We start from the raw sequence: 24,113 nt of genomic DNA, 5'->3' as shown, positions 1-24,113 counted from the left end.
GGTGAAATCACCGTTTGAAATGAAGATAAGCGCCCTGCTGAATTGGGCCAGTCCGTCAACACCGAGCTGATAGGCCATCGACACAAGAATGTCCTCTCGTGCCGGATTGCATTGCTTCAGCGCTGCTGCAATATTCTGTCGCTTGTTCATCTCAGTCTTTTTGGCATCGACAATCACTGCTTTCCACACGTCACCAACACTACGCGGAACGCTGAAGGTGTAATTACTCAGCGATGCACCTTTTGGCCCGATGCGGATACCGCCGGCAACAGTCGGGAATCCCAGCGTGTCGAGGTAAGGGGTTTCAACGTAGCCCTCCTCAAAATTGAGGATCGGGATAATCTGGCTCATTTATTAATATCCTCTCTGACTTCCCGGTTGATTTGCTGCGGCAACTGGTCAACTTTCTTATTGATTTCACTCACCGCCTGATCGCGTTTAGTGGCCCGGAGTGAATATTCCTTGGATGCCACGAAGTAACCGGAGAACGCGCCAGCAAAGAAAATGCCAAGCGATGAACTGATGACGATTAGCAGTACCTGCCAGGTGATAATGGTTTCGCCGGAGGAATTCTTTATGCTCATCGCGGAACCCTCAGTGATGTTCGAAGCTGCGTGATTTCTTTCACCAGGTTCATATTCGATGTGGTCAGCTCACTAACCTGCTGCCTGAGACCTTCGTTCTGTTTCTCAAGAAACAGTTGGGAGTTCTCGATGATCTTTAAGCGGGCGTCTGTTTCGGAGATGGTTTTCCAGTACTGACGAATAGTCTCGTCACGCTCTTCAATCTCATCCCGCAGAGAGCTATTTTCTATCTTCGCTTCTCGCAGTTGGTCGCTCAGGAACTGCAGCATATTTACCTGCTGCTTATCGTTGGCGTTTATAGCCTTACTGCTTATCCAGTAGCGACTGAACGCCATCCAGCCATTAAGGCCTACGGATAGCGCACCACCCACTCCGAGAAGTGTTTCTTTTGAGAAGAGTAATTCTGTGATCGCCATAGCCGTCTCCGGCAACCCGGTGAGACCGGCCTATTGCTGTTAAAAGAAAGGTCGCCCGCTACCACTTAGGGAAATCCGTGAGGTCGCAGTGATTGGTAGGGGCGAAAAAGAAAAGGCCAGCTCTATGGCTGACCTTTGAAATAGTTTGGTGATGTTACTTATCCGCTACAGGGAATGAGCCGATTAGTTGAGGTTATTCGGCTCAATGCGGGGGAATAAAAAAGCCCCGCCGACTGGTGAGGTCGCGAGGCTTCTTGGCATCCACATTTATGCAACTGACCGGTAAAGCCGCGATCTGTTCGCTTCACTCCCCGATCATGCCGTTAATGTGCCAGGTTGCTTGCCCTTTGTCTTTGTCATTTCGTGCTATTCTGTATAATCACGCAGCGATTTTAAGAATCTCCTTCTCCATTTCTCGCTTAATTGCGTAAAACATTTCTCCTTCGATGATATCCATCGCCCATTCCATTCTGTTTCGAGCCTCTTTGGGTGAGATGCTGCAGTAATAAATCAGGGATGAGCCGATGTTTTGCACGCTCTTGCGTTTGCAGTATCGTAATCTGGCTACATTGCGAAGCGGGTTATCCTTACCGAACGTCTTTACCATGACTGATTCAACAAAGGCGGCATCATCTGATTCTTTGGCGAGAGCGATGATGTTTGCCGTTGATGACTGTGGGATAAGCAGGTCACGCGCCTTGCGGAACAACTCTTCACCACGCAGCCCTTCACAATGCAGCTGTGACACGATTTTCTCTATCTGCTTACCCTTCTGCTCACTCCATTCGCATCGCATCATAAGTCGGCCAATCACGTTCACCTCTGCACGGTCGTAATCTTCTCCGCCCAGGTGATCGCCCCATACGCCCAGCAGATGACGTATCCATGCCTGCTGCGATTTGTTGATGGTCTTCCAGCCATTGCCGAATAACCGGCGCATATCCGCTGCGGTTCTTACGCCTGACAATCTGACGATTTGCTGATAGTCACGCTCAATGCGCATGCTTAACCCCCATCATTTTCGCCGTGTTGCGGATAATCCGGTAGTTGATCTCATACATGCCGCGCATCTTTAGAATGCGAAGACGGAGCCACTTCTCTCTGAGGTATTCGGTCATGCTGCCTCCCTGATGAGTTGGTCATCAGTCAGATACAAACCACCGAAGCTGTAACGAATGTCGTCACGAATATTTTCCAGCGTGGCGTATGGGAAATAGTTCAGGTAGAACTCAGTTGCTCTATCGGCCTCGCCAAGCAACTCAGAGTAGTGCTGGGGGTGGATAACAAAGATGACGCCCTGAAAGATTGCCGCGGTCTCGCATGGGTAATGGATTTTCTTCACGTATTCTTTGGTCATGCTGCATACTCCATCTGACGTTTACGCAATTTCTCGTAATGGCGTGCCCGGCGCGTGAATATGGATTTCACCCGCTTCAGGTACTCGATATCGAATTTGCGAACGGTGTTGTCATGCTCGATGCGCTCGACCCGATACAGGCCAAACTTCTCGATGAGGTTTATTCGGTAGGGGATCGGATTGCCTGACAAGTCGCGATTGCAGGGAACGCAGCTGGCGTTGTTGTTGAAAACGTTGAACCTTAGCCATGGTGCCGCGCCGCGTGACCGGTAGTGACTGGCGTCTACTGCTCCACCTCGCACGCCGTAGTTGAGACGCCGTCCGCATGAGATGCAGGGCTTCCCGTAATCGCGCCAGAAAATGAATTTATTTACCGCTGCCTGAGCCTCTCTGTTCCATTCCGGTTTACCCTTGAGCCTTTCCCTTCGTTGCCGCAAATCATCGCGCTGTAGTCGCTCCTGCTTGCGTTGTTCACGCGCAGCAAGTTCTTCATCGCGCTTCTTGTTGAAGGCAATGGCGCATAGGTAGTTGTGGCAGACTTTCTGGAGAGAACTTCGTGGGGTGTATTCGGTAGTGCAGATGGGGCACTTCTTCGGCTTCGGCGGCTTGATGCCTTTAGCCATGCGTTAATTCCTTCAGTTGCTCGTCTTCGTGCTGGAAATCGTCGCTATCGATAGGAACCAAGTGCTGTGGGGCGATGAGCGCAAACCCCTGCAAAACGGATTTATTGGAAAGGGTGACCCTCAAACCAGGCTTCGTTATCAACCACCGCGCTGGTGCTTCATTCCAGAAAAGCGGCTGCCCTGGAATCTTTACCATGCTCTCAGCTGCGACAAGCCTAACTAGCTCAACCGTGCGCCCTATTAACACCTCATTTTTATGGCCGCCAACTACTAAGGCCAAGCCACCCGCTCTTAACTCAGCCATTATTCACCTCTCCGCTCATCAAAAAGTTGGGGTCCTGCATCAGGCTTATTTCGCAGCTTGTGCAGCAGTACACCACTGACTCTGGCAGCGCCGCAGAACAGAAAGCGCACACAGAAGCAGATGGCTCGCCAGCGCCAGTAGGCTGACTTGATTGGCTGGTCCCGTTCGTGGTCTTCATAGCGGCGATCTACCTCGCAGGTTTCGCAGTTAGCCCCGTAGTGATACTTGTCTTCTGATGTGAGGATGGTGTGGCAGCGGCAGCAGCGTTCTTTCATCGCGTCAGCCTCATCCGGTTCCACTTAGCCTGAAGCAGTCCGCCAACATAGTCGAAGGTGTTTACCTGACTTACTGCGGGGATTGGGGTGGGCTTCTTACGTGGTGATGGAGTGTCGTAGATGGCGTGATTTTCATAACGTTGCCAGAGTGATTTAGTGCGACGCATGGTGCCCCCTTACAGCTTTAAGCAACTCATTGAGGCTTGCCATTTGCGGGCTAATGCCAAATCCTGCCGATGCGTCCTTCATGCGGTACCGGCACACACCATGCTGGTTATCTACGTGCTCTTTGATGATGTAGTGGCCGCCACATAGAGTGTTAATGACGCTCTCAACATTCATCCGGTTAGTGCGGCAGGTTTTGCAGGCTATATCGACCAGCTCAGCGGTTTTGTGCCACTTTCCATCGGACAGGATGTCCAGTACTGCAGTTTTGACTTTACTCATCTTGTTTGTCCTTCAGTTTCTGGTACTCCGATTCATGCGGGATAGTCAGCGCCAGACCGAACTGCGCGCACCACCGTTCCACCTGAGTCAGGAAGAAATGCATCTCTCCTGTATCGAGGCCTGATGTGTGTCGGGGTTCGTACGTGGTGACCTTCTCGCCGGTAACGAAGTCGGTGTAGGTGACCTCTTCACAGCCAAGGTATGTGCGCTTAAGGTTGCGCTTAACCCATTCTGGCGTTGCATCGGCGCGCCCGGACTTAATCAGGTATTCGCTGATTTCGGCGTACCACATGTGAGAGAGGGCGTTCTGTGAAAGGCTGCGTTTTTCTTTCCACGGCTTGAGGGTTAGCCGGTAACACTCGCCAGATTCGAGCAGAGGGATAAGCTGTTGCCCGATGGCGCTGAAGTTGGACCTATGAAGCCGCAGGCCCTCTTTCGGTATCTCCATCTTCACTTTCCTTTTTCAGGTCAGCACGCCAAGACGCCATGTTTCTTTCGAGGATTTCATCGGCAAATGTTTGTGGCTTCTCTCGCTTTAATGCGTCGCTGAGGGTTTTACGGATAGCTGCAGGGAGTGACATAAAGCCTGCATAGCGGTGGGCAATCTGAGTCAACTCATTTGCCAGCTTATCCAGTTCGGCTTCTGATATGACGTGCTCAGAGCGTTTTAAGGGGATTACGTTGTTCATGGCCTACCTCTGTTCTCTTTGTGGAGGGCATCGCATATGCGTTCATATTCAACCTTAAAGAAGTCATATTTAACATTGGCGCTGTCCTTCATGTAGATGCCAGATATCTTGGCAGCAGCCATATTAGATGCTGCGTTAATGAGCGCCACCTGCACTTCAATGGGAAGCTCAGGAAATTTTGCTTGGCTCATGCATCCTCCGGTGGTGATGGGAGTGATTGCCAGTGTGAGATGGCGCAATCGTCATGCTTCAATCGAATCCATTTACCCCAATGAGTGCACGCAACAAACATGTCCTCGTACTGGTCAATAACAAGAACATCAGGTGAGAAATCATCTCCGCCGAATATCTCTGTTTCTTCCGGCATCCGCTCACTGCACTTAATCCAGTCACCCATATCAACCACCCTCTCTTAAGTCCTGCAGCTCTTGACCTATTTCTTCAATGTAGGTGATGATGTGTGACGCCAAAGAGTTGCACCCGTCACGGTTTAATCTGTCTGAGATGTCACGATAATCATGCTGAGTTGGGTTCCTGTCCGACTTAAGAAAGTCAGTAAGCTGCTTAATTGCATTCTTATAACCCTCGTACTCCCCCATATCACTGCTCTCCGTTCTGATTGGTAGACCGTGCCGGGATGATGCGGTAGGCGATGATGTTTGGACCATAAACGTGGTGCCAGTGAAATAAACCGGCGCGATTAAGTATTTTGTCGCCGTCGCTCCACTTGGTTCCTACAATCGTGTCACTATCAACGGGACACTCACCACCCGCCCACTCAATCCACTCACTCTCACCCCGCTCCTGCTGCTCCAGTATGGGGAGTGCAAGTTCATAAGCCTGAATATCGTATTCATCACGAATTGACATGCCCGGCCCTTCGGCAGCCATCCACTTGAAGCCTTCAATAACTTTTTTGCACTTCTCAGCTGTTAACTTTTTCATCAGAATCCCCTCAGGTGATCTTCAAGGCGCAGAGCGTTATCCGCAGCCATGCGCCGGGCGCTATCGAGGCGAAGCTGATCGGCTTCGTTGTCGGCCGTAACCAGAGACAGCTCAGCAGCAATGCGGTAAAGCATTCCTCTGGCTCGCTCCATTGCTTCCTGATCTTCTTTGACGCGATTAACCATTACTGCCTCCGTAGCGCCAGTCATTGGCCGGCTGCTCTTTGTTTTTGTTGTCGGAATACTGCCGAGCTACATCGCTCTGATCGATGTTGGTGAAGTGCCCATTCTTCCAGCCCATGAAGAACGTCTGGGGCTGGCCGGAGCGGTACTTACCGACGATGATTTCTGCGATGCCTTTCATGTCGCTGTTGTCGTGATAAACCTCATCCCGGTAAGGGAAGATGATCACGTCTGCATCCTGCTCAATAGCGCCTGACTCGCGAAGGTCTGACATCGTCGGCCGCTTATCTGCGCGCGCCTCAACGCCGCGGTTAAGCTGCGACAGGAGGATTACGGGCACTTTGTTACGAAGGCAGAACTGCTTCAGCTTGCGGGTGATTTCGGCAATCGCCAGATCGTTACGCTCTGCCTTTGGTTTCTTCATCAGTCCGAGATAGTCGATTGATACAAAGCTCAGGCCGCCGTCCATGTTCATGCGCTCTGCGTGGGCGATGATTTCGTCAACACTCAGCGTTTCATCCAGTACGTAGTTATCTTCGTCCTGAAGCTGCGCAGAGGCGTTGGTGAGCCGCGTGTATTGCTCGTCAATCATGTCCAGCGGGTTACGCAGTGATCCGAGAGAGATGCCGCCACGGTCAGCCACGAACCGCTCAACAACCTGCATGTCTGACATCTCCATCGATATCATCAGACCTTTGCCCTTCTGCCGGCCGATTGAGTTGCCGATGTTGATTGCCAGCTCTGTCTTGCCCATCCCCGGGCGGCCAGCGATGACGATCAGGTCGGTGCGGTCGAATCCGCCATAGGCTTCATCCATCGCCTCGATACCGGTCTTCAGGTACAGGCCCGACTCCTGACCTTCCATGCGTTTTTCCAGCACCTGCATGTAATCCGTCAGCATGTCGCCAATGCGGCGCGGCAGCCGGTCTGTGGTTTCGAACTGAAGTTTTGAGATGATGCCAGTGGCTTCGGCAATGCTCTCGTTGATGTTCTGCGTGTTGGCGTTAGCGAGCATCTCAGCTGCTTTCGTCAGGTCTGCCGCACCCTTGCGGAGCATCCAGCACTGGCGAACCAGCTTGGCCCAAGCCTTGATGTTTGCGGCGGTCTTACACTTGAAGCCGACTTCCATCACGTGGTCGCGGCTGTCTTCCGGCACCGCAGCACCAACCGTGAACGGGTCAATCGGTTCGCATTTGTCGATGAACCGGCAGATGACGGTGTAAATCTGGCGCAGGTGGTGATTCGAGAACGCCTCAGCGGGGAGCTTTGCGGCGATATCGCGGCAGTCAATGTGATCTCCTTTGACCATCATCGAGCCAACCAGCTGCTGTTCGAAGTCTAAACTGTCCATTTCAGGCCTCCTGGCTGATGATTTCGTCGATTTTCTTCTGGGTAAGCGCCGTGTCGATGCCGTAACGCTTTCCGCCAGGATTCGCACCGCAGGCCCACTCAGTTGGTTGGTAGCCAAACTCGATGTAACCATTCACTAAGGTGTCGATTTGCTGGGCAGGTCGCCCGGTCTCTTTGCAGTGCTTCAGGTGGGAGTCGTACAGGCGCTTAATGCCCTTCTCGGTTGTTGCGCTGATGCTGAGGATTTTCGGCAGGCCGAATGTTTCAGCTTTGCGGTTCCATGTGTCTTTCAGGCGATCACGGTCGAAGTGGTATTTACTGACTGGCTGGCGCTTTGGTTTTTCTTCAGCAACCGGCAAATTCCCCTCTGGGGATATAGGGGTTTCTTTTTTCTTTAAAGAGTTTCTTTTGTGTGTCTCTAGATTCGAGACATCATTTGTCTCTAACTTAGAGACTTTATTTGTCTCTGGTTTAGAGACAAGGTTGCTAACCTGGAGACTCTTACTGAAATTCCATGCAGAGACTTCCTTGTTGATACCGATTCTGCTTCCATCCATGAGGAGGCAATTCATTGAAAGCAGCTCTTTTTTTGCTTTGTTGACGTTCTGCCGGGACAGGCCAGTAATGCCTGCGATCTGCTCGTCAGCAATGCGATCTGTTTTCTTGCCGAAGCCATAGGTTTTCCGGGTGATAGCCAGGAGAACCTTTAACTGTCGGGCGGTTAAATCGGCGCTGGCAATGGACTCCAGTAGCTCGTTAGCGATGCGGGTGTATCCATCATCGGTATCGGCCACTCTGCGCTCCACGGGCTGCTGAACAGCCCCGAATGTTGCATACGCTACGTTACTCATTTGCCCTTCTCCTTCGCTTTGGCTTCCTGCAGACACTGGCTCAACCGGCTGGCGCCTAACTGGGAGAATGACCGGTAAAATTGCTGCCGGGACAACTCCTTAAAGCGGGCAAATCTTTCATGTTTCTCAGGTTTCATGTATTATTACTCCTGTGAATTGATCCAGTCATTTCGCATCAGGCCTCAAAACAGTTCGCGCTGCTTTGGGGCTTTTCTTTGGTGAGAATGTTCGCCACCTGCCGGGCCAAATGAGCCATCTCGTCATCCACGACGCCCCATTCCAGCACTGCAAGAAGCATTGATAGCTTGGGGATCCAGTCTCGTTTCCACCGGCTTATCTGAGCTTTATCAACCCCGACAGCTTCAGCAGCTTTCTCTGTGCCGATTAAGGCGATCTTGTTAAGCAAGGCGCTTTCAATGCGAAGTGCCTCGTTGCGTTTCTTTGCGCGTTCCATCAGTTAGTATTCCGTTTGTTGGTTAAGTAGTTACGTGGCATTGCGGTGAGCAAGTCACTTCGGTTTTTGGGGGCCGAAACAGCCTCCGGTCAGATTTATAAAGAGCGGTGTTACTTAACGGTACTTTAGGTACATTACCTAAGCAGCGATTTGCTGCTTACTGATGCGTCGAATCTCTGCTGCTGAATACTTGCCGCCAGATGCTTTGGCGATCTTCCCTGCGTAGTCCGTTTCGCCGGTGAACTCAGTGCGAGGTAAAGAACCGCGCTCAATCCACTTGTAAACGGCCTTTGGCGTGAGGCCGCAAATATCAGCCACAACAGAAACGCGAACACCTTTGATAACGTCTCCCAACGTAATAAGGTTCATGTTTATCTCCTGCGGTTGAACTTAGAGTTCATATTATGTCGGAACTGAAAGTACAGTCAACTAAATATATGCTTGAACTTATGGTTCATGGAAAAGAGCGTGAAAGTTTCTCGCATAGGCTTGCGCTGGCCTGCGACAAAGCGGGAATAGGTCCTTATGGTCGGCAGGCTGAGATAGCTGCCAGGTTGAAGGTAACTCCAAAGGCGGTGAGCAAATGGTTTAACGGGGAATCTGTACCTCGCAAGGCATTGATGGAACAGTTAGCTAAATTACTTGGATCAACCGCACAATACCTGTATGGATATACAGATAATGATGGTATAGACTCAGATCATTACAAGCGGACATCGGACTCGTATCGCGTTGATGTTCTTGATGTCCAAGCCAGTGCGGGGCCAGGGACGATGCTATCTAATGAATTTGTCGAAAAAATACGAGCCATTGAATACACAACTGAACAGGCGCGATCCATGTTCAATGGCAGGCCACAGGAAAGTGTAAAAGTGGTCACCGTCAACGGTGACAGCATGGAAGGAACCATAAACCCCGGCGATGAAATATTCGTCGACATCACCGTTAATCAGTTCGATGGTGACGGTATCTATGTGTTCGTATTTGGCCGGTCACTTCATGTAAAGCGCCTCCAAATGCTGAAAGACCGCCTGGCTGTAATCTCTGATAACCCAGCTTATGAGCGCTGGTTCATAGAAAATAACGAAGAAGATCAGCTCTTTGTTATGGCAAAAGTTCTCATCCGCCAATCCATAGACCTTCGTCGATTCGGATAAAAAATATTTTACCTTAAAGTTCATTGAGTTAACTCTCAGTGAACTTCTTTTTTCTATTTTATGTACTTTAGGTACTTTACATCCATGAACTACAAGTACATTATAAGTCCATCAGCAGGAAGCTGGCAGGCCACAGGGAACGGAGTGGCGGGTTCTTTAACAATAGAGATTGAGACTGATTCGGTCTCACCAAAGTGAAGTTGGCTTTGGGGTGTGTAGCTCAGCAGGTAGAGCGGATTCGTAGGCCCAGTCATGGAATCGCGTCACCGGTTCAATTCCGGTCACACCACCTAAGCCAATTACCGGAGGCAACATGAACAACAAGCAACGTAAGAAGCTGCAACGCGCAGTAGAACACCGGGCAATGAAAATGCAGCAGGCGAGCTTTGAGCGCCACATCGTCAGCACCTTATCCAGCTGCAACCAGAGAGTCGAGAAGGCTTGCGCCTCCCCTTCTCTGCGTGACAGGCATGAGAGCACATCACAGTGCTTACCGGAGATAGCTATTTTTGCAGCGGGCTATCGCAACTCAAAAGACATCGTAACGGCGAGGGGCTGATATGGGATGTGACAAATGTGACGGCGGGTTCGTATTCAAAATGTGTTGCGCTGGATTGTCGAATGAATGCGGCTGCATGGGAATGCCATACGGAGTAACTAACTGCAAAGTCTGTAACCCCGAGAACAAAGAGCCTGAAGATGCAGAACTAATTGAGCAACTTCAGTATGTCGAATGGTTCGACGAGTAAGGTCGCTTAGGCGGCCTTTTTCACATCTGGAGGCACCATGTTAAGCACGTCTGACTATGTATTGGGCTGGTTTGTGTTTGGCGTGCTGATGGTGCTGGGGTTTATAGCAGGAGGATGAAGATGAAAGAGTTTTACGGACCATGGACACTGGAAGAAAGTACGTTTGAGGTTAGAGACGTTGGTGGAGACCTAATTGTTGATGTCGATAGTGGTGACTTTCTCAAATCAAAATCAGCAGAGCTTGGCCGATTGATAGCTGAAGCACCTGAGCTTCTTGAGGCGCTTCAGCACATCATGGAAATGCAGTTGCGTGGCTTTATCGTGCTTGGTGAAACCGCAACAGGCAAGGCCACATCGGCAATCAGCAAGGCATTGGGCCAGTAACCACTACAGGAGAGAGAGGATGGAATGGATTAAGTGCAGTGAGCGGATGCCTGGTCGCGAATGCGTCATGGCCGCCGATTTCAAAAACCATTATCCGGCTTGTAGACCTAACTATCAGGTAGGAATTTTTGCAGATTGGTTCGATGACGGACGTCCTGCTTGGGATGATGGTGATGGGCATGACCTTTATTTAAATGAGATTACCCACTGGATGCCATTACCTGAACCACCAACTGAGTGACACCGTAAAGCCGCCTACTCAGACGGCTTTGAGGTGCTACGCACCAACGCTGTGAAGTTTCAAATGATAGAGACAGAACAGGATGCGATTTGGCCGCTTAGTGCGGCCTTCTTTTTGCCAAAAATTCAGGAGACGGAAATGACTGAAACTACCGATTTAGCAGTGCTGGAGATTAAACCTGAACAGGCTCCGGCACTGTATGTACCCAACGGCCTCGATACTTACCTTGAGCAGATTCGCCAGCAGGTTAACGAAGTGCCAGACCTGAGCACTGCAAAAGGCCGGGCACGTGTTGCATCACTGGCGGCTCAGGTATCACGCAGCAAGACAGCAATTGAGAAGCCGGGCCGTGACTACCTTAAGCGACTGAAAGAGGCTGTAAAGCCCGCAGAGGCAGAGATTAAGCGTTTCGTTGATGCCTGCGACAATCTACGCGACCTTACGCGCAAGCCTCTCACTGAATGGGAAGCAGAACAGGAGCGAATCGCCGCAGAGAAAGCGGCTGAAGAGGAACGCCTGCGCGCTGAAGCAGAGCAGAAAGCTGCTGCAGAAGCCCTGAAAAAGCAGATTGAATCCGATCACGAAATGGGGCTGCTGCTGAACGACAAGTTCGACCGCGATGCAGCTGAAGCGAAAGCCGAAGCAGAGCGTCAGCGCGCAGCCCATGAAGAAGCGATTCGTCGTCAGGCTGCTGAACAGGCACGCGTTGAAGCCGAGCAGGCAGCACAACGTGATCGCGAAGCATCGGCCAAGCGTGAAGCCGACCTGCAGGCAGCGAAGGAAAAGGCTGAGGCCGATGCTAAAGCCGCTCAGGAGCGCGCAGAACGCGAAGCCAGAGAAGCACACGAACGAGCTGAACGTCAGGCGCATGAAGCGCGTGAGCGGGCTGAGCGTGAAAAACAGGCAGCTATCGAAGCTGAACAGCGTAAAGCCCGTGAAGCAGAAGCCAACCGCCTGGCTGAAGAGAAGCGCGTTGCTGATGAAGCCGCAGCCCGTGCAGCAGATGTTGCTCACCGCAAAGCAGTCAACAACAAGGCGCTGGCTGACCTCGTCGCTGTCGGCCTGACAGAAGAGCAGGCGCGCAACGTAATCACAGCGATCGCCAAAGGCGAAGTATCTGCCATCCGTATCACCTACTAAAAACTCACCAACACCAAGGAATCACCCATGCCAGATTTTGCTCTCGCTGGGGCTACCCACATGGGTGGCTTCGGACTTAACACGTCTCAACTCGACCGTATCACCCGCCGTCTTCGTGCGAGCTTACGTAGCCTTATCCACACCCTTAACCAGAAAGGAAATTCGCTATGACCATTATCCCGGTGAACGGAACCATTCTGGTTCAGCAGGGCTGCAGCCACTTCAACAAACTGTATGAAGAGGCGTTCCCGGACACGAAGGAAGGCATGCATAAAGCCTATGCGTGGGCTTCAGAGATTGCCCTGGGCTGGCACAACTGTCAGGACGAAGACTGGAATAAGAGGTTTAAACACCATGCAGCATGATGAGGATGAATTTGTCGCACTGATGCGCGGCATGCTTGGCGACTTAGCTGAGCCAATGACATATGAGCAGGCTGCAATAGATGCGGCTGCTGATTACCGTACGGAGCAGCAGGCAGAGCGAATGGGGGTTGGCTATGAGTAAGGAATTCTACGTCAGGCTGGCAGAGATACAGCGCACCCTGAACGCACCAAAGGGCCAGTACAACAGCTTCGGCAAGTATCACTACCGCAGCTGCGAAGACATCCTTGAGGGTGTGAAGCCGCTGCTTAACGGCCTGTTCCTGTCCATCACAGACGAAATCGTGCTGATTGGCGATCGGTATTACGTAAAAGCCACCGCATGCATCACCGATGGCGAAACCACTCACAGTGCATCCGCAATGGCCCGTGAAGCCGTCGATAAGAAAGGCATGGACGACGCTCAGATAACCGGCGCGACCAGCTCATATGCCCGCAAGTACTGCCTGAATGGCCTGTTCGGTATCGATGATTCGAAGGATGCCGACACCAACGAGCACCGTCAGCAATCTGCATCTGCGCCGCAGCAGCAGAAACCAAAGCCTAAGCCCGCTGACATCCTTGCCGCCTTCTCTGAGGCTGCGCTCAGCAAGAAAACCCCGGAAGAGCTGAAGCAGTCATTCGCCAAAGCCTGGCAGATGCTGGATGGCACTCCGGAGCAGGCTAAGGCTAAGGAAGTCTACGACATGAAGAAATCAGAGCTTGAAGGAGCCACAGCATAATGCCAATCAACACGATCACAATCGCAGGTAATGTCGGCAAGGATGCCGTTCTGCGCGTCACCCCAAACGGAAAGCACATCGCTTCTTTCTCTCTGCCGGCCAAATCAGGATTTGGTGACAACGAGAAAACGTCCTGGCTGCAATGCAAGATGTTCGGTGCCATGGCTGAAAAGCTATCGGCATCCATCCTGAAGGGTGCGAAGGTCACCGTTACCGGCGAGTTCGTTCTGGAAGAATGGACAAAGGATGACGGCACTAAAGTTTCGACGCCTACCATTCTCGTACGGGATATCGATCTGCCGCCAAAGCAGAACGGCCAGCAACAGAGTCGGCCGCAGCAGTCACATGGTCAATCTACAGAACCTCAATACGATAATTCGATCCCCTTCTAACACCCACCAATAAGGCGCCGACCATGAACCTCACCGAACCCTCGGCGGACTCTGCACGCCCTGATGAAACGCAATCACAGCGATTACATCGGCTGGCTATGCAGGACGCACAGCAGCAGATTGCCGCCCGGCACGGTGAGCGGTGCCGGATTGAATCACGCACGACGGAATCACTGGGAGCACGGCGCAGGGAGCGCGCCACCCGTGAATATGCACGACAGGCAGCCTTCTATCCGCAGCTGCCACGCATCGTTATGACGAAGCCTGATTTCGTCTGGAATGACTACCAGAAAGAGCTTCGCGGACGCTTTGGTGCCGTGGTGCAGGACTAACTATTTTCGCCGCGGCATTGAGCCTGACAGCGGCATAAGGGGTAAGAGAATGGAACATAGCGACATTGAGCATATGGCGCAGGGGTATCCTCCGGCGCACATCGCGAAGGATAGCGAAGAGGTAATCGTGTGGCTGGCAACTCAGCTTCTCGCAACACAGGAGCAGCGGGACGCGCTGGCGGCTGAGAATGCGGTGCTGAAGGGGTTTGGCGACAAGTTGAATGATATGCACAACAACCTTAACGGTGAAGGCACAGGGATTCAGGGACGTGCAGAAGTAGCTTGCCAGCAAATCGCTCTGGAATCGGCAATGGAAGAATTTGACTCTATCAAGACCCCAGACACCGACGCCTACCTCAACGCTGTGCGGGCTGAGGGTGTGGAGATGTTTGCATCAGCGATACAGGGCGGTTGCGCTGTCGGAGACCGGGTTAAAGATTTGGCAGAGGATTTTGCCGCCCAACTCCGCGCCGGTAAGGATGGTGAGTGATGGCTATCGTCTGTGATAAGCATCTGACCGATGAGGTCATTGCAAAGGCGTTTGAGAACACCAATTTCGGGCGAGATGACTACCGTACCATTCTGGCAGAGACAGTCATGAAGCGTGCTGCTGGGTATCACTCAGGCTGGACAGCCACAACCATCTGCATGCGGCTGGGGCTGCTCAGCGAAAAGAATCAGTCCGCAACAAAGCTGGGCCTGACTATGGCATTCCATCACTACTACAGGACGGTAGTTCGCGACGCGATCAATGCCGCCCAACTCCGCGCAGGAGAGCCATCATGAAAGCAGAAGAGAAGCAGGCGCTGATTGAAGACTGCCAGCGAGAAATAGCGCATTTAAATCGTTGCATTAAGGCTTACCCGGGTGAGCCAGTTTTAAAGCGTGATTTACTCAGGAATGAAATAGCACTCGCCGCCCTGACCGCGCAGCCGGTTAAACTGCCACCACGTCGTTCCATGCTTACGCGTGAAGATATCGATCAGGATTATGTGACCTGCATGGCTATCTCTGTTGAAGATGCTATTGCGGCCATCCGTGCAGCAGGCTATGAGGTGCAGGAGTAATGGAAAAGCTGAACGCGTTAGAAAAATGGTGTCAGGAGGTGGTTGATTCATGGCCCGCCACCACAAAGCTAGAGAGCTTCAATCATCGCCTTGTTCGTGACGTTGCCGAAGCATTCCGGGCGCTGGAGCAGCGCGCAGAAGCAGCAGAGGCAAAGCTGGCGGGCCGGGAGCAATATGATGAAGAGGCAATGCACTGCGCCACTATTCTTGAGTTTATTGGTAACTTCGACTCAGATGATATAGATGGCGACTGCGTTGATTTGCGGTTTGAAATTGACGGTGAAGATACAGGCTGTGATGTATCTATCACTGAGTATGCACTGAGAAGTGCAAAGGCAATTCGCTCTGTTCTTTCGGGGGCGCATATTTCCCGCCCCGCGCCCGCCGTAAGCCTGGCTGAGCTGGTGCCGGATGACACAAAGCGCATGGATTGGCTTGTATCAAAAGCCGTTAACGTCCGCGAGCCTTTGCCCTATGGAAGTCACAATATTTTTTGGTCGCAACAAACTAGCGACGATTGCGATGAAAACTATGCCACGGATTTGCGGGAGCAGATTGACTCCGCCATGCGCAACATTGAGGGGGCGAAATGAGCGATAAACAATATCCCAGCAACCTCTATCTTGAGTCTGCCGCTACGAATCTCGAATTCGCTAAGCGGGTATCGGCTGAAGCTGTTGCTGTAATGGCAAAGGAGCTGCTGGCGCTGCGTAAATCTAAGCCCGTTGCGTGGATCTCATCGGAAGAGCACGCGATTTTGAGCCGGTTAAAGAAGCATACTGCAGTCGAAGTTGGATTGTTTAATGCGCAGCGATTCAGTGATGACATTCCCCTGTTTACATCGGCGTCCATTCCGACTGGGTGGAAAATCGTACCCATTGAGCCGACCGAGATAATGGTGGTTGCTGGATTTGAGTCTGAACCTGACAAATCTTTTAGCACCGACGAAAAATGGGAGGCATACGAAGCGATGAGCGGATGTCAGCAGTCAGCGCACAAAGCAAGGCTGTGCTATGCGGCAATGCTAGCCGCTGCCCCCACCCCATCTGAATAGGCGTATACTCCCCACAGGAGGACATCGCCATGTCACACAACTTAGCAGCACGCAGCAGTGAAGAGCGCGACAGGATTAACGTGGATTTAGCCGCGTCAGGAGTCGCATACAAGGAGCGTATGAATCAGCCTGTAATCGCCATGGAGGTTGAGTTGCAGCAGCCTGAAGCGATGAGAGATTATTTCAGGGAGAGGTTGCAGCATTACAGGAACGTTGCGCTTCAGTTCCCGCGCGGCACTGACCCGGTTTATTTCAAAGAGGAAAAGTGATGGCTGCTCACTTTAAACCTAAGACGTGCCCGGAATGCGGCTCAGAGAAGGTAATTAAGGACCGGGTAATCGGGCAGCATACCGGCGACTGGAAGTGCGTCGATTGCCTAAAGGTGTTTAGTAAGTTTGAAACTGAAGAGTGGCAGAACAGGCCTAAGCCCTGAGCCAAAAACAAACAAACAGACCTCGCCCCGGCGGGGTTTTTTATTGCCAAAATCGGAGTAGCCACCATGCATGCAGACGATATTGATAATGCCGCTGAGCTGGAGATGCTCAATATTGAAATAGCTCTGGCTAACAGGCCGAGACCAACTATGACATTTACCGGCGCCTGCCAGAACGGCGACTGCGGTGAGAAGCTGGAGAAAGGATTCTTCTGTTGCCCAGAATGCAAGGATGACTACCAGCGCATCGAGCGCGCTAAGCAACATCGCAAGGTAGCGTGACGCCAGTAGCTGAGAACGTGCTAAGAGCCGTAGCACGTAAGTGCAGGAGCGAAATCATCAAAGCCATAGACGGCAGGCCCAAGAAAGAACACGACCGCATCATCACCATACTTCTTGATAAACACGCCAAATCAATCACCGCACTGCCGCCTGATACGTTTCCAGCCAAGTTATGGCTGAGCTATTACGTGCGGCAGGTGGATAAGGAGATACGAAATGTCAGTTGATTTAATAGATAAGCGACGCGAAGCCGACCGCGTATGTGGCGTCGCCCTTCCTAACGGAACATGGTTCAAGGTGCTCGCCATACCCGGCATGGATAAGCTGATAAACACTCAATTCACCAACGACCCAGTAAACGTCACCGCAGCAAAAGCGAAAAAGATGGCTGACCTTATTGAGCCGTGGACGCCGCCAGACGGATGGTGCAATGGCAATGACAAGGAATGGCACGCCAAAATGAAAGGCTATCTGATCGAGTTCTTCCGCACCTGTAACGGCTTCCGCAGCCAGTAACCCCCACCCACCCTATTCACTATCGCGCTCTGCGTGAGGAGTTGTTATGTCTGAAAAGTATCGACTCATCTACTGCGATCCGCCTTGGTCGTACAGCAACACCATTAGCAACGGCGCAGCGACTGACCACTACCAAACGATGCCGATCGCAGATATTAAGCGGCTGCCGGTTTGGGATATCGCTGCCGAAAATGCAGTGCTGGCGATGTGGTACACCGGCACCCATAACGCCGAAGCCGTGCAACTCGCAGAAGCCTGGGGGTTTAAGGTTAGGACGATGAAGGGGTTCACCTGGGTGAAACTCAATCAGCTAGCCGAGCAACATATCAACAAGGCGCTCGCAGATGGTGAGGTGAGTGACTTCTACGATTTTCTGGCGCTGTTGAACACGCAGACGCGAATGAACGGCGGCAACTACACCAGAGCCAACACAGAGGACTTGCTGATCGCGGTGCGCGGCAGCGGAATTGAAAGGATTAACGCGTCAGTGAAGCAGGTCATATATAGCCCGCTTGGAGAGCATAGCGCAAAACCTTGGGAGGCCCGCCACCGCCTGGAGCTTCTCTATGGTGACGTGTCACGCATCGAGTTGTTCAGCCGTGGCGATGCTGAAGGCTGGCATCACTGGGGGAATGAAAACCCACACAATGATATTGAGTTGCTGCCCGGCGTCGCGATCCCCTCTGGCAGGAGGTCAGATGAAGCAGCATGAACACCTTCTGCGACATCACCCCCGGCGAGTTCTTCATATGGCTCGCCGTTTTTATTCTCATCGTGCTGGCCTGGAACTGGCCGTATAAGGAGTAGATATGGAAAACGACGAGGCACTGACACTGGCCGAAGCTGCCTGCTTCCTGAAAGTGTCTTCCCGGACAGTGAGCAACCTCATTAACCGAGGCGAACTGGTCGGTCGCCGGACCGGTGGCGACAGCGGCAAGTATTTGGTGCTGCGATCAGCCTGTATTGCTTATCTTTCAAATCCAACTCAAAATCGCCCGGCGAGCATGGGTGATGGCACAACTGGAGGTCCATCATGTCAATCACCCTCAGGGGAGGAGTATGGCACTGTCATTTCTTTACCCCGAATGGCAAAAGAGTTAGGCGATCGCTTGGGACAGCGGACAAAAAGCAAGCGCAGGAGCTGCACGACAGGCTGAAGTCAGAAGCATGGCGTGTTGAAGAGTTGGGGGATTTGCCGCAGCGGTCATTCGAAGAGGCCTGCATGCGGTGGCTGGATGAGAAGGAGCATAAACGCAGCCTTGATGATGACAAAGTTAAGATTGAGTTCTTTCTCCAGCACTTTGCCGGGAGAGACATCGCCACTATTACTGGCGAAGAAGTGCAGAAGATTGTGAGCAGGATGATCAACCGCAATCACCGCCGGAAGTGGGAAATACAGCGCGACACCGCTATCAGGGATGAAAAGCCGGTGCCGCTATATAAGGACAAGCCGGTAAGTGCAGGAACAAAGAGCCACTACCTTTCTTTTATGCGATCGCTACTGCGTGCAGCTGCAAATGAATGGGGCTGGATAAAGGCCGCGCCGGTTATAAAAACGAAGAAGCCGATCAGCAAGCGCATCCGCTGGTTAACGCGTGAAGAAGCAAACCGGCTTATCGAGTGCATGCCGGAAAGCATAAAGCCTGTGGTCATTTTTGCGCTGGCTACCGGGCTTCGCCGGTCGAACATTCTGGATCTGGAATGGACTCAGGTTGATATGCAAAGGAAGGTCGCCTGGATTAATCCGGAGAACGCCAAAGCGGGCAAGGCTATTGGCGTGGCTCTGAATGATACGGCGTGCAAAGTGCTGAAGGGGCAGATAGGGAAGCATTCACGCTGGGTGTTCGTTCATACCAAGGCGAAGCATCGCAGCGACGGAACGCTGGCACCTGCAGGCAGGAAAATGCGGAGTGATGATAACACGGCGTGGAATATCGGTCTAAAAGCGGCAGGGATAGAAGACTTCCGCTTTCATGACCTCAGGCACACCTGGGCGAGCTGGTTGATACAGTCCGGTGTTCCGCTGTCGGCGCTGCAGGAAATGGGGGGATGGGAAAGTATCGAAATGGTGCGCCGGTATGCTCACCTGGCACCTAACCACCTGACCGAGCATGCGCGCAAAATTGACTCACTTTTGGGTGAGAGCGACACAAATACGACACAAGGAGATAATCAGGTAGGATTGAAGTTGGCGTAAGTCATTGAAGGATATTGGTACGCCCTACAGGATTCGAACCTGTGACCTACGGCTTAGAAGGCCGGTGCTCTATCCAACTGAGCTAAGGGCGCATGGAGATGGCACGGATTATACGTCCGGAAGCGGGTACGTCAACGTTTTTGCCCTTTCTCCGCAGCGAAGTGCTGCGGGAATGACCAATTGGCGTCAGTGACGCCTGCGCCATTCGCTGAGCGACACGAGTTTACTGGCGCTGGTGAGTTCTCCTTCCAGCTCAATCCCTTGTGATGTGAAACGCGCATTGTATTGCTCACGAAGTGCGTGCAGCTCCTGGCTGTCCGGCTCCAGCTGTCGCAGAAAGCCCAGCGCGAGCAGCAGCTGCTGGCGGCTGATAAGCGGTGAAAAACCGGCGCGACTGAGAATCCCATGCCAGCGCTGGCTGTTCTCCTCGCTGCCGTCAACAATCAACACCTGCCAGATCAGCAGTACCGCTGCGCCATTATGCAGATGCGTTTCATTATCGTGGCTAAGATAGTCGGTAAACTCTTTCGCCGCCTCTTTTCCCATCATAGAGATCATTGATTCCACCTGTACCGGTGGCAGCTGCAGCCGTTTGCTGAGCCGCTGAGCGGCGTGGCGTGAGCCAGCGGTGAGCAGCTGAAATCCAGCGACAAACACCACCGCCAGAGTAGCAAGCATTATCCAAATCATTACATCGTCCCCGGATTGTCCTGCAGATATCATACGCATGCAGACTGGCATTCGTCGCGACGAAAAAGCAGGAAAGCGCGTACGTGGCTGAAACTGTGACTGACAGCGCGCCGTGCTTCTGACAAAATAGCCCCCTTCCCCGATTCAACACAACACAGTGGATTTCCTCTCTGATGGCAGCAAAAATTATTGACGGTAAAACGATTGCGCAGCAGGTGCGCGTTGAGGTTGCGGAAAAAGTGAAGCAGCGTCTGGCCGCCGGAAAACGCGCGCCGGGTCTGGCAGTGGTTCTGGTGGGTGAAAACCCGGCATCGCAGATCTATGTGGCCAGCAAACGCCGCGCCTGTGAAGAGGTCGGTTTCCTCTCCCGCTCTTACGACCTGCCTGCCACGACCCGCGAAGCGGAGCTGCTGGAGCTGATCGATACGCTCAATCAGGACGATGAAATCGATGGCATCCTGGTGCAGCTGCCGCTGCCAGCCGGCATCGATAACGTGAAGGTGCTGGAGCGCATTACGCCTGATAAAGATGTCGATGGGTTCCACCCTTATAACGTCGGTCGCCTCTGTCAGCGCGCGCCTACCCTGCGTCCCTGTACCCCGCGCGGTATCGTGACGCTGCTGGAGCGCTACAACATTGACACCTACGGCCTGAATGCCGTGGTGGTTGGCGCGTCCAACATTGTTGGTCGTCCGATGAGCATGGAACTGCTGCTGGCAGGCTGCACCACCACCGTCACCCATCGCTTTACCAAAGATCTGCGTCATCACATTGAGCATGCCGATCTGCTGGTCGTTGCAGTGGGTAAGCCAGGCTTTATTCCGGGTGACTGGATAAAACCCGGTGCCATCGTCATCGACGTCGGTATTAACCGGCTGGAGAGCGGCAAAGTGGTCGGCGACGTTGATTTTGACAGTGCATCAGAGCGCGCATCCTGGATCACTCCGGTGCCGGGCGGTGTTGGCCCGATGACGGTAGCAACCCTGATTCAAAACACGCTGCAGGCGTGTGAAGAGTTTCACGATAAAGAGGAAGTTTAAATGGCAAGTTTTTCACTGGGTAAATTCCCGCACGTCGATCTGTGTGACCTGCTGAAACTGGAAGGCTGGGTTCAGAGCGGCGCACAGGCGAAAGTCGTGATTGCCGAGGGTGAAGTGAAGGTCAATGGTGTGGTAGAAACCCGCAAGCGCTGCAAAATCGTTGCCGGTCAGACCGTGGAATTCTCCGGTTTCCGCATTACTGTAGTCGAGTAATTATCGTGCGTCCCTGCGGGGACGCTGTTACAGCAGTTCATCTTCCTGTACTCGCGTCTCCCCTTCCCGCTGTTCCAATGCGATATGATTCACCGCCGTATGCTGCGCAATGTGCAATGCGAGCCGGGGTGAATGGCTGGTGATCCAGAGCTGACTGTACTGACTGGCTTCGGCGATTAAGCGCGCCAGCGCAGGCAACAGATCTTCATGCAGACTGTTCTCCGGTTCATTCAGTGCCATAAAGGCGGGTGGGCGCGGGCTGAGCAGCGCCACAACCAGACAGAGAAAACGCAGCGTGCCATCAGAAAACTCCGCGCTCTCCAGCGGACGCAGAATGCCGTGGCGCGACATCAGCATCTGGAAACGGCCGTTCTGTACCTCGACATCAAACTGGCTGTCGGGAAACGCCTGCGCCATAACCTCAAACAATAGCTCTGAATGACCGCGCTCCACAATCGTCGCCCAGGCGGCCGCCAGATTACCGCCATCGTGAGCGAGTACCGGCGCACGCACGCCGATTTGCGGTGCCCGGATAGGAGATCCCGGCCAGACCGCAAACTCATGGTAAAAGCGCCACTGCTGCAGACGTTCGCGCAGCTGCGAAAGCTCCGGGTAGCGATGCGGTTCACCAAGCTGACCAAACAGCGACTCTTCCGGATGCAGCACCGCCGGATAGGCGACGCGCTCACCTTCAACGTTGTGCAGAAAAGCGGTCTGATTTTCGCGCTGCATAATGCAGGCGGAAGGACGGCGCTGCTGACCGCTCAGCCAGAGCCGTTCCTGTTTCACCAGCGGATCCAGATTGAACAGGCTGGTCGCCAGCGGCTCGGGAAAACCAATCTCCATCTGGTAATCCATGTCATCCATTACCACCGCCAGCTCCAGCCGCTTTGGATCGTGTCGGCGATCGCCCCGGCGTAAACCGCCCGCCCACATCGCTTTCTGAATGCCGCCTTCGTCAGCCAGCGCCAGTGCCAGACGACCGCTGGCTGCCTCATGCAGCAGCCGCACCGCTTTGTAGAGGTTGGATTTACCGCAGCCGTTGGGACCGCTCACCACATTCAGCTGCTGCAGAGAGAGCGTCAGGTTACGTATCGAGCGGAAGCCGCGGATCTGAATCTGTTCTATCGCCATAATAAAAAAGGGCGATTGCTCGCCCTCTCCGGTTTATTTCCGACGCCAGCTGGAGCCCTGCGGCCCATCCTCGACGATGACGCCCAGCGCGTTAAGCTTGTCGCGCGCGATATCCGCTTCAGCCCAGGCTTTGGCGGCGCGCGCATCGGCACGGGCTTTCACCCAATGCTCAATCTCGGCAACCTCTTCGTCATTGACCTGCGCGCCGCTTTGCAGGAACAGCTCAGGATCCTGCTGCAGGATGCCCAGCACGTTGGCCATCTCGCGCAGCTTCGACGCCAGCCCGTGCGCTGAAGCGCCATCTTCACTTTTCAGGCGGTTCACTTCACGCGCCATGTCGAACAGCACCGAATAGGCTTCCGGGGTGTTGAAATCATCATCCATCGCGCTGCGGAAACGCGCTTCAAACGCTTCGCCACCGTGGGCTTTAACGCTGCTGTCGGTGTGACGCAGCGCGGTATAGAGACGCTCAAGCGCCGCTCGCGCCTGATTCAGGTTATCTTCGCCATAGTTAAGCTGGCTGCGATAGTGACCGGACATCAGGAAGTAACGCACCGTTTCCGCATCATAATGTTGCAGCACGTCTCGCACGGTGAAGAAGTTACCGAGCGATTTGGACATCTTCTCACGGTCAACCATCACCATGCCGGAGTGCATCCAGTAGTTGACGTAAGGGCCGTCATGGGCGCAGCTCGACTGAGCGATTTCGTTTTCATGGTGCGGAAACATCAGGTCTGAACCGCCGCCGTGGATATCGAAATGGGTGCCCAGCTGTTTGCAGTTCATTGCCGAACACTCGATGTGCCAGCCAGGACGGCCGTTGCCCCATGGCGATGACCAGGCTGGCTCATCCGCTTTGGACATCTTCCACAGCACGAAATCCATCGGATTGCGCTTCACATCGGCGACTTCAACGCGTGCTCCCGCCTGCAACTGCTCCAGATCCTGACGCGACAGTGCGCCGTAATCGGTGTCGCTCAGCACATCAAACATCACGTCGCCATTATCCGCCACATAAGCGTGACCGCGAGCGATCAGCGTCTCCACCAGCTCGATGATCTCGGCGATATGACGGGTCGCGCGCGGCTCCTCATCAGGTGGCAGAATTCCCAGCGCGGCAAAGTCGTTGTGCATCTCGCCGATCATGCGGTTGGTCAGGGTTTCGATGCTCTCGCCGTTTTCGTTGGCGCGTTTGATGATTTTGTCATCAATGTCGGTGATGTTACGCACATAATTAAGCTGATAACCGAGGTAACGCAGGTAGCGCGCCACCACGTCAAACGCCACGAACGTCCGCCCATGACCAATGTGACAGAGGTCATACACCGTGATGCCGCAAACATACATCCCGATTTTACCGGCATGAATGGGTTTGAATTCCTCTTTCTGTCGACTCAGGGTGTTATAAATCTTAAGCATTGAACGGTTCCGTTTTCGCGTGTGGTTGACACTTTTAAGTATCCAGACATTGTGCCGTATTTTTATCGCTCGCGCGACGCAAAGCAAGCCA

47 protein-coding genes, 2 tRNA genes and 1 pseudogene are annotated in these 24,113 nt (G+C 53.0%); 25 read left to right on the top strand and 25 right to left on the bottom strand.

Annotated features, from left to right (window positions below; all coding sequences use genetic code 11):
• From AC2LB6_RS19270 to AC2LB6_RS19170, 21 genes are all read right to left on the bottom strand, one after another.
• Positions 1–351 (bottom strand): lysozyme family protein (locus tag AC2LB6_RS19270; protein ID WP_490094730.1); only part of this gene is annotated, 351 nt, incomplete at its 3' end.
• Positions 348–584, bottom strand: a complete 237-nt coding sequence (locus AC2LB6_RS19265) for a hypothetical protein (protein WP_490094729.1) — start codon at positions 582–584, stop codon at positions 348–350. The genes AC2LB6_RS19265 and AC2LB6_RS19270, both read right to left, overlap by 4 nt.
• Positions 581–1,000, bottom strand: coding sequence for a hypothetical protein (locus tag AC2LB6_RS19260; RefSeq protein ID WP_490094728.1), 420 nt, complete (start codon positions 998–1,000; stop codon positions 581–583). The genes AC2LB6_RS19265 and AC2LB6_RS19260 overlap by 4 nt, the downstream gene beginning before the upstream one ends.
• A 379-nt stretch (positions 1,001–1,379) precedes the next feature.
• Positions 1,380–1,940 (bottom strand): hypothetical protein, encoded by a 561-nt coding sequence (locus AC2LB6_RS19255; protein ID WP_490094727.1) that lies wholly within the window; start codon positions 1,938–1,940, stop codon positions 1,380–1,382.
• Positions 1,941–1,992: 52 nt separating this feature from the next.
• A complete protein-coding gene (locus tag AC2LB6_RS19250) occupies positions 1,993–2,118 on the bottom strand; it encodes a YlcG family protein (RefSeq protein WP_122983614.1) in 126 nt (41 codons plus the stop codon).
• Positions 2,115–2,357: a hypothetical protein gene (locus AC2LB6_RS19245; RefSeq protein ID WP_490094726.1), complete on the bottom strand. Its 243-nt coding sequence runs from the start codon at positions 2,355–2,357 to the stop codon at positions 2,115–2,117. Before AC2LB6_RS19245 ends, AC2LB6_RS19250 begins: the two co-directional genes overlap by 4 nt.
• Positions 2,354–2,980, bottom strand: coding sequence for a recombination protein NinG (locus AC2LB6_RS19240; protein WP_490094725.1), 627 nt, complete (start codon positions 2,978–2,980; stop codon positions 2,354–2,356). The genes AC2LB6_RS19245 and AC2LB6_RS19240 overlap by 4 nt, the downstream gene beginning before the upstream one ends.
• A complete protein-coding gene (locus tag AC2LB6_RS19235) occupies positions 2,973–3,284 on the bottom strand; it encodes a hypothetical protein (RefSeq protein WP_490094724.1) in 312 nt (103 codons plus the stop codon). Before AC2LB6_RS19235 ends, AC2LB6_RS19240 begins: the two co-directional genes overlap by 8 nt.
• The gene (locus tag AC2LB6_RS19230) at positions 3,284–3,559 is read right to left on the bottom strand and encodes a hypothetical protein (protein ID WP_490094723.1); all 276 of its coding nucleotides are present in this window, start codon (positions 3,557–3,559) and stop codon (positions 3,284–3,286) included. Before AC2LB6_RS19230 ends, AC2LB6_RS19235 begins: the two co-directional genes overlap by 1 nt.
• Positions 3,556–3,726: a NinE family protein gene (locus AC2LB6_RS19225; protein ID WP_490094722.1), complete on the bottom strand. Its 171-nt coding sequence runs from the start codon at positions 3,724–3,726 to the stop codon at positions 3,556–3,558. The genes AC2LB6_RS19230 and AC2LB6_RS19225 overlap by 4 nt, the downstream gene beginning before the upstream one ends.
• Positions 3,713–4,006: a hypothetical protein gene (locus AC2LB6_RS19220; protein WP_490094721.1), complete on the bottom strand. Its 294-nt coding sequence runs from the start codon at positions 4,004–4,006 to the stop codon at positions 3,713–3,715. Before AC2LB6_RS19220 ends, AC2LB6_RS19225 begins: the two co-directional genes overlap by 14 nt.
• A complete protein-coding gene (locus AC2LB6_RS19215; protein WP_490094720.1) occupies positions 3,999–4,454 on the bottom strand; it encodes a YbcN family protein in 456 nt (151 codons plus the stop codon). The genes AC2LB6_RS19220 and AC2LB6_RS19215 overlap by 8 nt, the downstream gene beginning before the upstream one ends.
• On the bottom strand, positions 4,420–4,695 hold the full coding sequence (locus AC2LB6_RS19210) for a hypothetical protein (RefSeq protein ID WP_490094719.1): 276 nt from the start codon (positions 4,693–4,695) through the stop codon (positions 4,420–4,422). The genes AC2LB6_RS19215 and AC2LB6_RS19210 overlap by 35 nt, the downstream gene beginning before the upstream one ends.
• The gene (locus AC2LB6_RS19205) at positions 4,692–4,886 is read right to left on the bottom strand and encodes a hypothetical protein (RefSeq protein WP_490094718.1); all 195 of its coding nucleotides are present in this window, start codon (positions 4,884–4,886) and stop codon (positions 4,692–4,694) included. Before AC2LB6_RS19205 ends, AC2LB6_RS19210 begins: the two co-directional genes overlap by 4 nt.
• Positions 4,883–5,092 (bottom strand): DUF551 domain-containing protein, encoded by a 210-nt coding sequence (locus tag AC2LB6_RS19200; protein WP_490094717.1) that lies wholly within the window; start codon positions 5,090–5,092, stop codon positions 4,883–4,885. The genes AC2LB6_RS19205 and AC2LB6_RS19200 overlap by 4 nt, the downstream gene beginning before the upstream one ends.
• A 203-nt stretch (positions 5,093–5,295) precedes the next feature.
• Positions 5,296–5,640 (bottom strand): hypothetical protein, encoded by a 345-nt coding sequence (locus AC2LB6_RS19195; protein WP_490094716.1) that lies wholly within the window; start codon positions 5,638–5,640, stop codon positions 5,296–5,298.
• Positions 5,640–5,825 carry a hypothetical protein gene (locus AC2LB6_RS19190; RefSeq protein WP_490094715.1) on the bottom strand — a complete coding sequence of 62 codons (186 nt, stop codon included), beginning with the start codon at positions 5,823–5,825 and terminating at the stop codon, positions 5,640–5,642. Before AC2LB6_RS19190 ends, AC2LB6_RS19195 begins: the two co-directional genes overlap by 1 nt.
• On the bottom strand, positions 5,818–7,173 hold the full coding sequence (locus AC2LB6_RS19185; protein WP_490094714.1) for a replicative DNA helicase: 1,356 nt from the start codon (positions 7,171–7,173) through the stop codon (positions 5,818–5,820). Before AC2LB6_RS19185 ends, AC2LB6_RS19190 begins: the two co-directional genes overlap by 8 nt.
• Before the next feature lies 1 nt (position 7,174).
• Positions 7,175–8,023 (bottom strand): replication protein, encoded by an 849-nt coding sequence (locus tag AC2LB6_RS19180; protein WP_490094713.1) that lies wholly within the window; start codon positions 8,021–8,023, stop codon positions 7,175–7,177.
• A 175-nt stretch (positions 8,024–8,198) separates the two neighbouring features.
• Positions 8,199–8,477, bottom strand: coding sequence for a CII family transcriptional regulator (locus tag AC2LB6_RS19175; RefSeq protein ID WP_490094712.1), 279 nt, complete (start codon positions 8,475–8,477; stop codon positions 8,199–8,201).
• A 138-nt stretch (positions 8,478–8,615) separates the two neighbouring features.
• Complete coding sequence (locus AC2LB6_RS19170) at positions 8,616–8,846, bottom strand: helix-turn-helix domain-containing protein (RefSeq protein ID WP_159223506.1); 231 nt, start codon at positions 8,844–8,846, stop codon at positions 8,616–8,618.
• A gap of 80 nt (positions 8,847–8,926) precedes the next feature.
• Between AC2LB6_RS19170 and AC2LB6_RS19165 the strand changes: the two genes are divergently transcribed.
• The 23 genes and pseudogenes from AC2LB6_RS19165 to AC2LB6_RS19055 all read left to right on the top strand — a co-directional run bounded on the left by AC2LB6_RS19165 (position 8,927) and on the right by AC2LB6_RS19055 (position 19,526).
• Positions 8,927–9,634 (top strand): XRE family transcriptional regulator, encoded by a 708-nt coding sequence (locus AC2LB6_RS19165; protein WP_490094733.1) that lies wholly within the window; start codon positions 8,927–8,929, stop codon positions 9,632–9,634.
• Between the two features lie 209 nt (positions 9,635–9,843).
• A tRNA-Asp gene (locus AC2LB6_RS19160) sits at positions 9,844–9,923 on the top strand.
• A 24-nt stretch (positions 9,924–9,947) separates the two neighbouring features.
• Positions 9,948–10,193, top strand: coding sequence for a transcriptional antitermination N peptide (locus tag AC2LB6_RS19155; protein WP_490094711.1), 246 nt, complete (start codon positions 9,948–9,950; stop codon positions 10,191–10,193).
• 310 nt (positions 10,194–10,503) lie between these two features.
• Positions 10,504–10,767, top strand: coding sequence for a hypothetical protein (locus tag AC2LB6_RS19150; RefSeq protein ID WP_490094710.1), 264 nt, complete (start codon positions 10,504–10,506; stop codon positions 10,765–10,767).
• Positions 10,768–10,792: 25 nt separating this feature from the next.
• A pseudogene (locus tag AC2LB6_RS19145) lies at positions 10,793–11,008 on the top strand (DUF551 domain-containing protein); the annotation flags it as partial.
• 138 nt (positions 11,009–11,146) lie between these two features.
• Positions 11,147–12,148: a hypothetical protein gene (locus AC2LB6_RS19140; RefSeq protein ID WP_490094709.1), complete on the top strand. Its 1,002-nt coding sequence runs from the start codon at positions 11,147–11,149 to the stop codon at positions 12,146–12,148.
• A 27-nt stretch (positions 12,149–12,175) separates the two neighbouring features.
• Entirely contained in the window at positions 12,176–12,319 is a 144-nt protein-coding gene (locus AC2LB6_RS19135; protein ID WP_490094708.1) for a protease FtsH-inhibitory lysogeny factor CIII, read from the top strand.
• Positions 12,316–12,513 (top strand): DUF5444 family protein, encoded by a 198-nt coding sequence (locus tag AC2LB6_RS19130; RefSeq protein ID WP_490094707.1) that lies wholly within the window; start codon positions 12,316–12,318, stop codon positions 12,511–12,513. The genes AC2LB6_RS19135 and AC2LB6_RS19130 overlap by 4 nt, the downstream gene beginning before the upstream one ends.
• Positions 12,503–12,655 (top strand): hypothetical protein, encoded by a 153-nt coding sequence (locus AC2LB6_RS19125; protein ID WP_490094706.1) that lies wholly within the window; start codon positions 12,503–12,505, stop codon positions 12,653–12,655. The genes AC2LB6_RS19130 and AC2LB6_RS19125 overlap by 11 nt, the downstream gene beginning before the upstream one ends.
• Entirely contained in the window at positions 12,648–13,253 is a 606-nt protein-coding gene (locus AC2LB6_RS19120; RefSeq protein WP_490094705.1) for an ERF family protein, read from the top strand. Before AC2LB6_RS19125 ends, AC2LB6_RS19120 begins: the two co-directional genes overlap by 8 nt.
• Entirely contained in the window at positions 13,253–13,645 is a 393-nt protein-coding gene (locus AC2LB6_RS19115; RefSeq protein ID WP_490094704.1) for a single-stranded DNA-binding protein, read from the top strand. The genes AC2LB6_RS19120 and AC2LB6_RS19115 overlap by 1 nt, the downstream gene beginning before the upstream one ends.
• Before the next feature lie 23 nt (positions 13,646–13,668).
• Positions 13,669–13,977 carry a hypothetical protein gene (locus AC2LB6_RS19110; protein ID WP_490094703.1) on the top strand — a complete coding sequence of 103 codons (309 nt, stop codon included), beginning with the start codon at positions 13,669–13,671 and terminating at the stop codon, positions 13,975–13,977.
• A gap of 49 nt (positions 13,978–14,026) precedes the next feature.
• Positions 14,027–14,467: a hypothetical protein gene (locus AC2LB6_RS19105; RefSeq protein WP_490094702.1), complete on the top strand. Its 441-nt coding sequence runs from the start codon at positions 14,027–14,029 to the stop codon at positions 14,465–14,467.
• Positions 14,467–14,763 (top strand): hypothetical protein, encoded by a 297-nt coding sequence (locus AC2LB6_RS19100; RefSeq protein WP_490094701.1) that lies wholly within the window; start codon positions 14,467–14,469, stop codon positions 14,761–14,763. The genes AC2LB6_RS19105 and AC2LB6_RS19100 overlap by 1 nt, the downstream gene beginning before the upstream one ends.
• Positions 14,760–15,044: a hypothetical protein gene (locus tag AC2LB6_RS19095; RefSeq protein WP_490094700.1), complete on the top strand. Its 285-nt coding sequence runs from the start codon at positions 14,760–14,762 to the stop codon at positions 15,042–15,044. Before AC2LB6_RS19100 ends, AC2LB6_RS19095 begins: the two co-directional genes overlap by 4 nt.
• Positions 15,044–15,637 carry a hypothetical protein gene (locus AC2LB6_RS19090; protein WP_490094699.1) on the top strand — a complete coding sequence of 198 codons (594 nt, stop codon included), beginning with the start codon at positions 15,044–15,046 and terminating at the stop codon, positions 15,635–15,637. The genes AC2LB6_RS19095 and AC2LB6_RS19090 overlap by 1 nt, the downstream gene beginning before the upstream one ends.
• Complete coding sequence (locus AC2LB6_RS19085; RefSeq protein ID WP_490094698.1) at positions 15,634–16,098, top strand: hypothetical protein; 465 nt, start codon at positions 15,634–15,636, stop codon at positions 16,096–16,098. The genes AC2LB6_RS19090 and AC2LB6_RS19085 overlap by 4 nt, the downstream gene beginning before the upstream one ends.
• Positions 16,099–16,127: 29 nt before the next feature.
• A complete protein-coding gene (locus AC2LB6_RS19080; RefSeq protein ID WP_490094697.1) occupies positions 16,128–16,367 on the top strand; it encodes a DNA polymerase III subunit theta in 240 nt (79 codons plus the stop codon).
• Between the two features lie 230 nt (positions 16,368–16,597).
• Positions 16,598–16,813: a hypothetical protein gene (locus AC2LB6_RS19075; protein WP_490094696.1), complete on the top strand. Its 216-nt coding sequence runs from the start codon at positions 16,598–16,600 to the stop codon at positions 16,811–16,813.
• A 216-nt stretch (positions 16,814–17,029) separates the two neighbouring features.
• A complete protein-coding gene (locus tag AC2LB6_RS19070) occupies positions 17,030–17,329 on the top strand; it encodes a DUF7739 domain-containing protein (RefSeq protein WP_490094695.1) in 300 nt (99 codons plus the stop codon).
• Between the two features lie 46 nt (positions 17,330–17,375).
• Entirely contained in the window at positions 17,376–18,041 is a 666-nt protein-coding gene (locus tag AC2LB6_RS19065; protein ID WP_490094694.1) for an MT-A70 family methyltransferase, read from the top strand.
• Positions 18,042–18,138: 97 nt separating this feature from the next.
• The gene (locus AC2LB6_RS19060; protein WP_490094693.1) at positions 18,139–18,486 is read left to right on the top strand and encodes a helix-turn-helix domain-containing protein; all 348 of its coding nucleotides are present in this window, start codon (positions 18,139–18,141) and stop codon (positions 18,484–18,486) included.
• Positions 18,369–19,526 carry a tyrosine-type recombinase/integrase gene (locus AC2LB6_RS19055; protein ID WP_490094732.1) on the top strand — a complete coding sequence of 386 codons (1,158 nt, stop codon included), beginning with the start codon at positions 18,369–18,371 and terminating at the stop codon, positions 19,524–19,526. The genes AC2LB6_RS19060 and AC2LB6_RS19055 overlap by 118 nt, the downstream gene beginning before the upstream one ends.
• 15 nt (positions 19,527–19,541) lie before the next feature.
• Here AC2LB6_RS19055 and AC2LB6_RS19050 read toward each other — a convergent pair.
• Together AC2LB6_RS19050 and AC2LB6_RS19045 are read right to left on the bottom strand one after the other, a co-directional pair.
• A tRNA-Arg gene (locus tag AC2LB6_RS19050) sits at positions 19,542–19,618 on the bottom strand.
• Between the two features lie 94 nt (positions 19,619–19,712).
• Positions 19,713–20,216, bottom strand: coding sequence for a DUF1198 family protein (locus AC2LB6_RS19045; RefSeq protein WP_490094692.1), 504 nt, complete (start codon positions 20,214–20,216; stop codon positions 19,713–19,715).
• A gap of 173 nt (positions 20,217–20,389) precedes the next feature.
• On the opposite strand from AC2LB6_RS19045, the gene folD reads away from it, so the two are divergent.
• Together folD and ybcJ are read left to right on the top strand one after the other, a co-directional pair.
• Positions 20,390–21,256, top strand: coding sequence for a bifunctional methylenetetrahydrofolate dehydrogenase/methenyltetrahydrofolate cyclohydrolase FolD (gene folD, locus AC2LB6_RS19040; protein ID WP_490094691.1), 867 nt, complete (start codon positions 20,390–20,392; stop codon positions 21,254–21,256).
• The gene (gene ybcJ, locus AC2LB6_RS19035) at positions 21,257–21,469 is read left to right on the top strand and encodes a ribosome-associated protein YbcJ (RefSeq protein ID WP_490094690.1); all 213 of its coding nucleotides are present in this window, start codon (positions 21,257–21,259) and stop codon (positions 21,467–21,469) included. It begins immediately after the preceding gene.
• A 27-nt stretch (positions 21,470–21,496) separates the two neighbouring features.
• On the opposite strand, the gene AC2LB6_RS19030 is transcribed toward ybcJ, so the two are convergent.
• Both AC2LB6_RS19030 and cysS read right to left on the bottom strand, forming a co-directional pair.
• Entirely contained in the window at positions 21,497–22,603 is a 1,107-nt protein-coding gene (locus AC2LB6_RS19030; RefSeq protein ID WP_490094689.1) for an AAA family ATPase, read from the bottom strand.
• A 33-nt stretch (positions 22,604–22,636) separates the two neighbouring features.
• Positions 22,637–24,022, bottom strand: coding sequence for a cysteine--tRNA ligase (gene cysS, locus AC2LB6_RS19025; RefSeq protein ID WP_033782242.1), 1,386 nt, complete (start codon positions 24,020–24,022; stop codon positions 22,637–22,639).
• Positions 24,023–24,113: the final 91 nt, after the last annotated feature.

The organism is Pantoea sp. RCC30.1 (assembly GCF_058148845.1).
The sequence above is the reverse complement of the archived record's forward strand: the minus strand, read 5'-3'. Positions and strand labels throughout refer to the sequence as shown.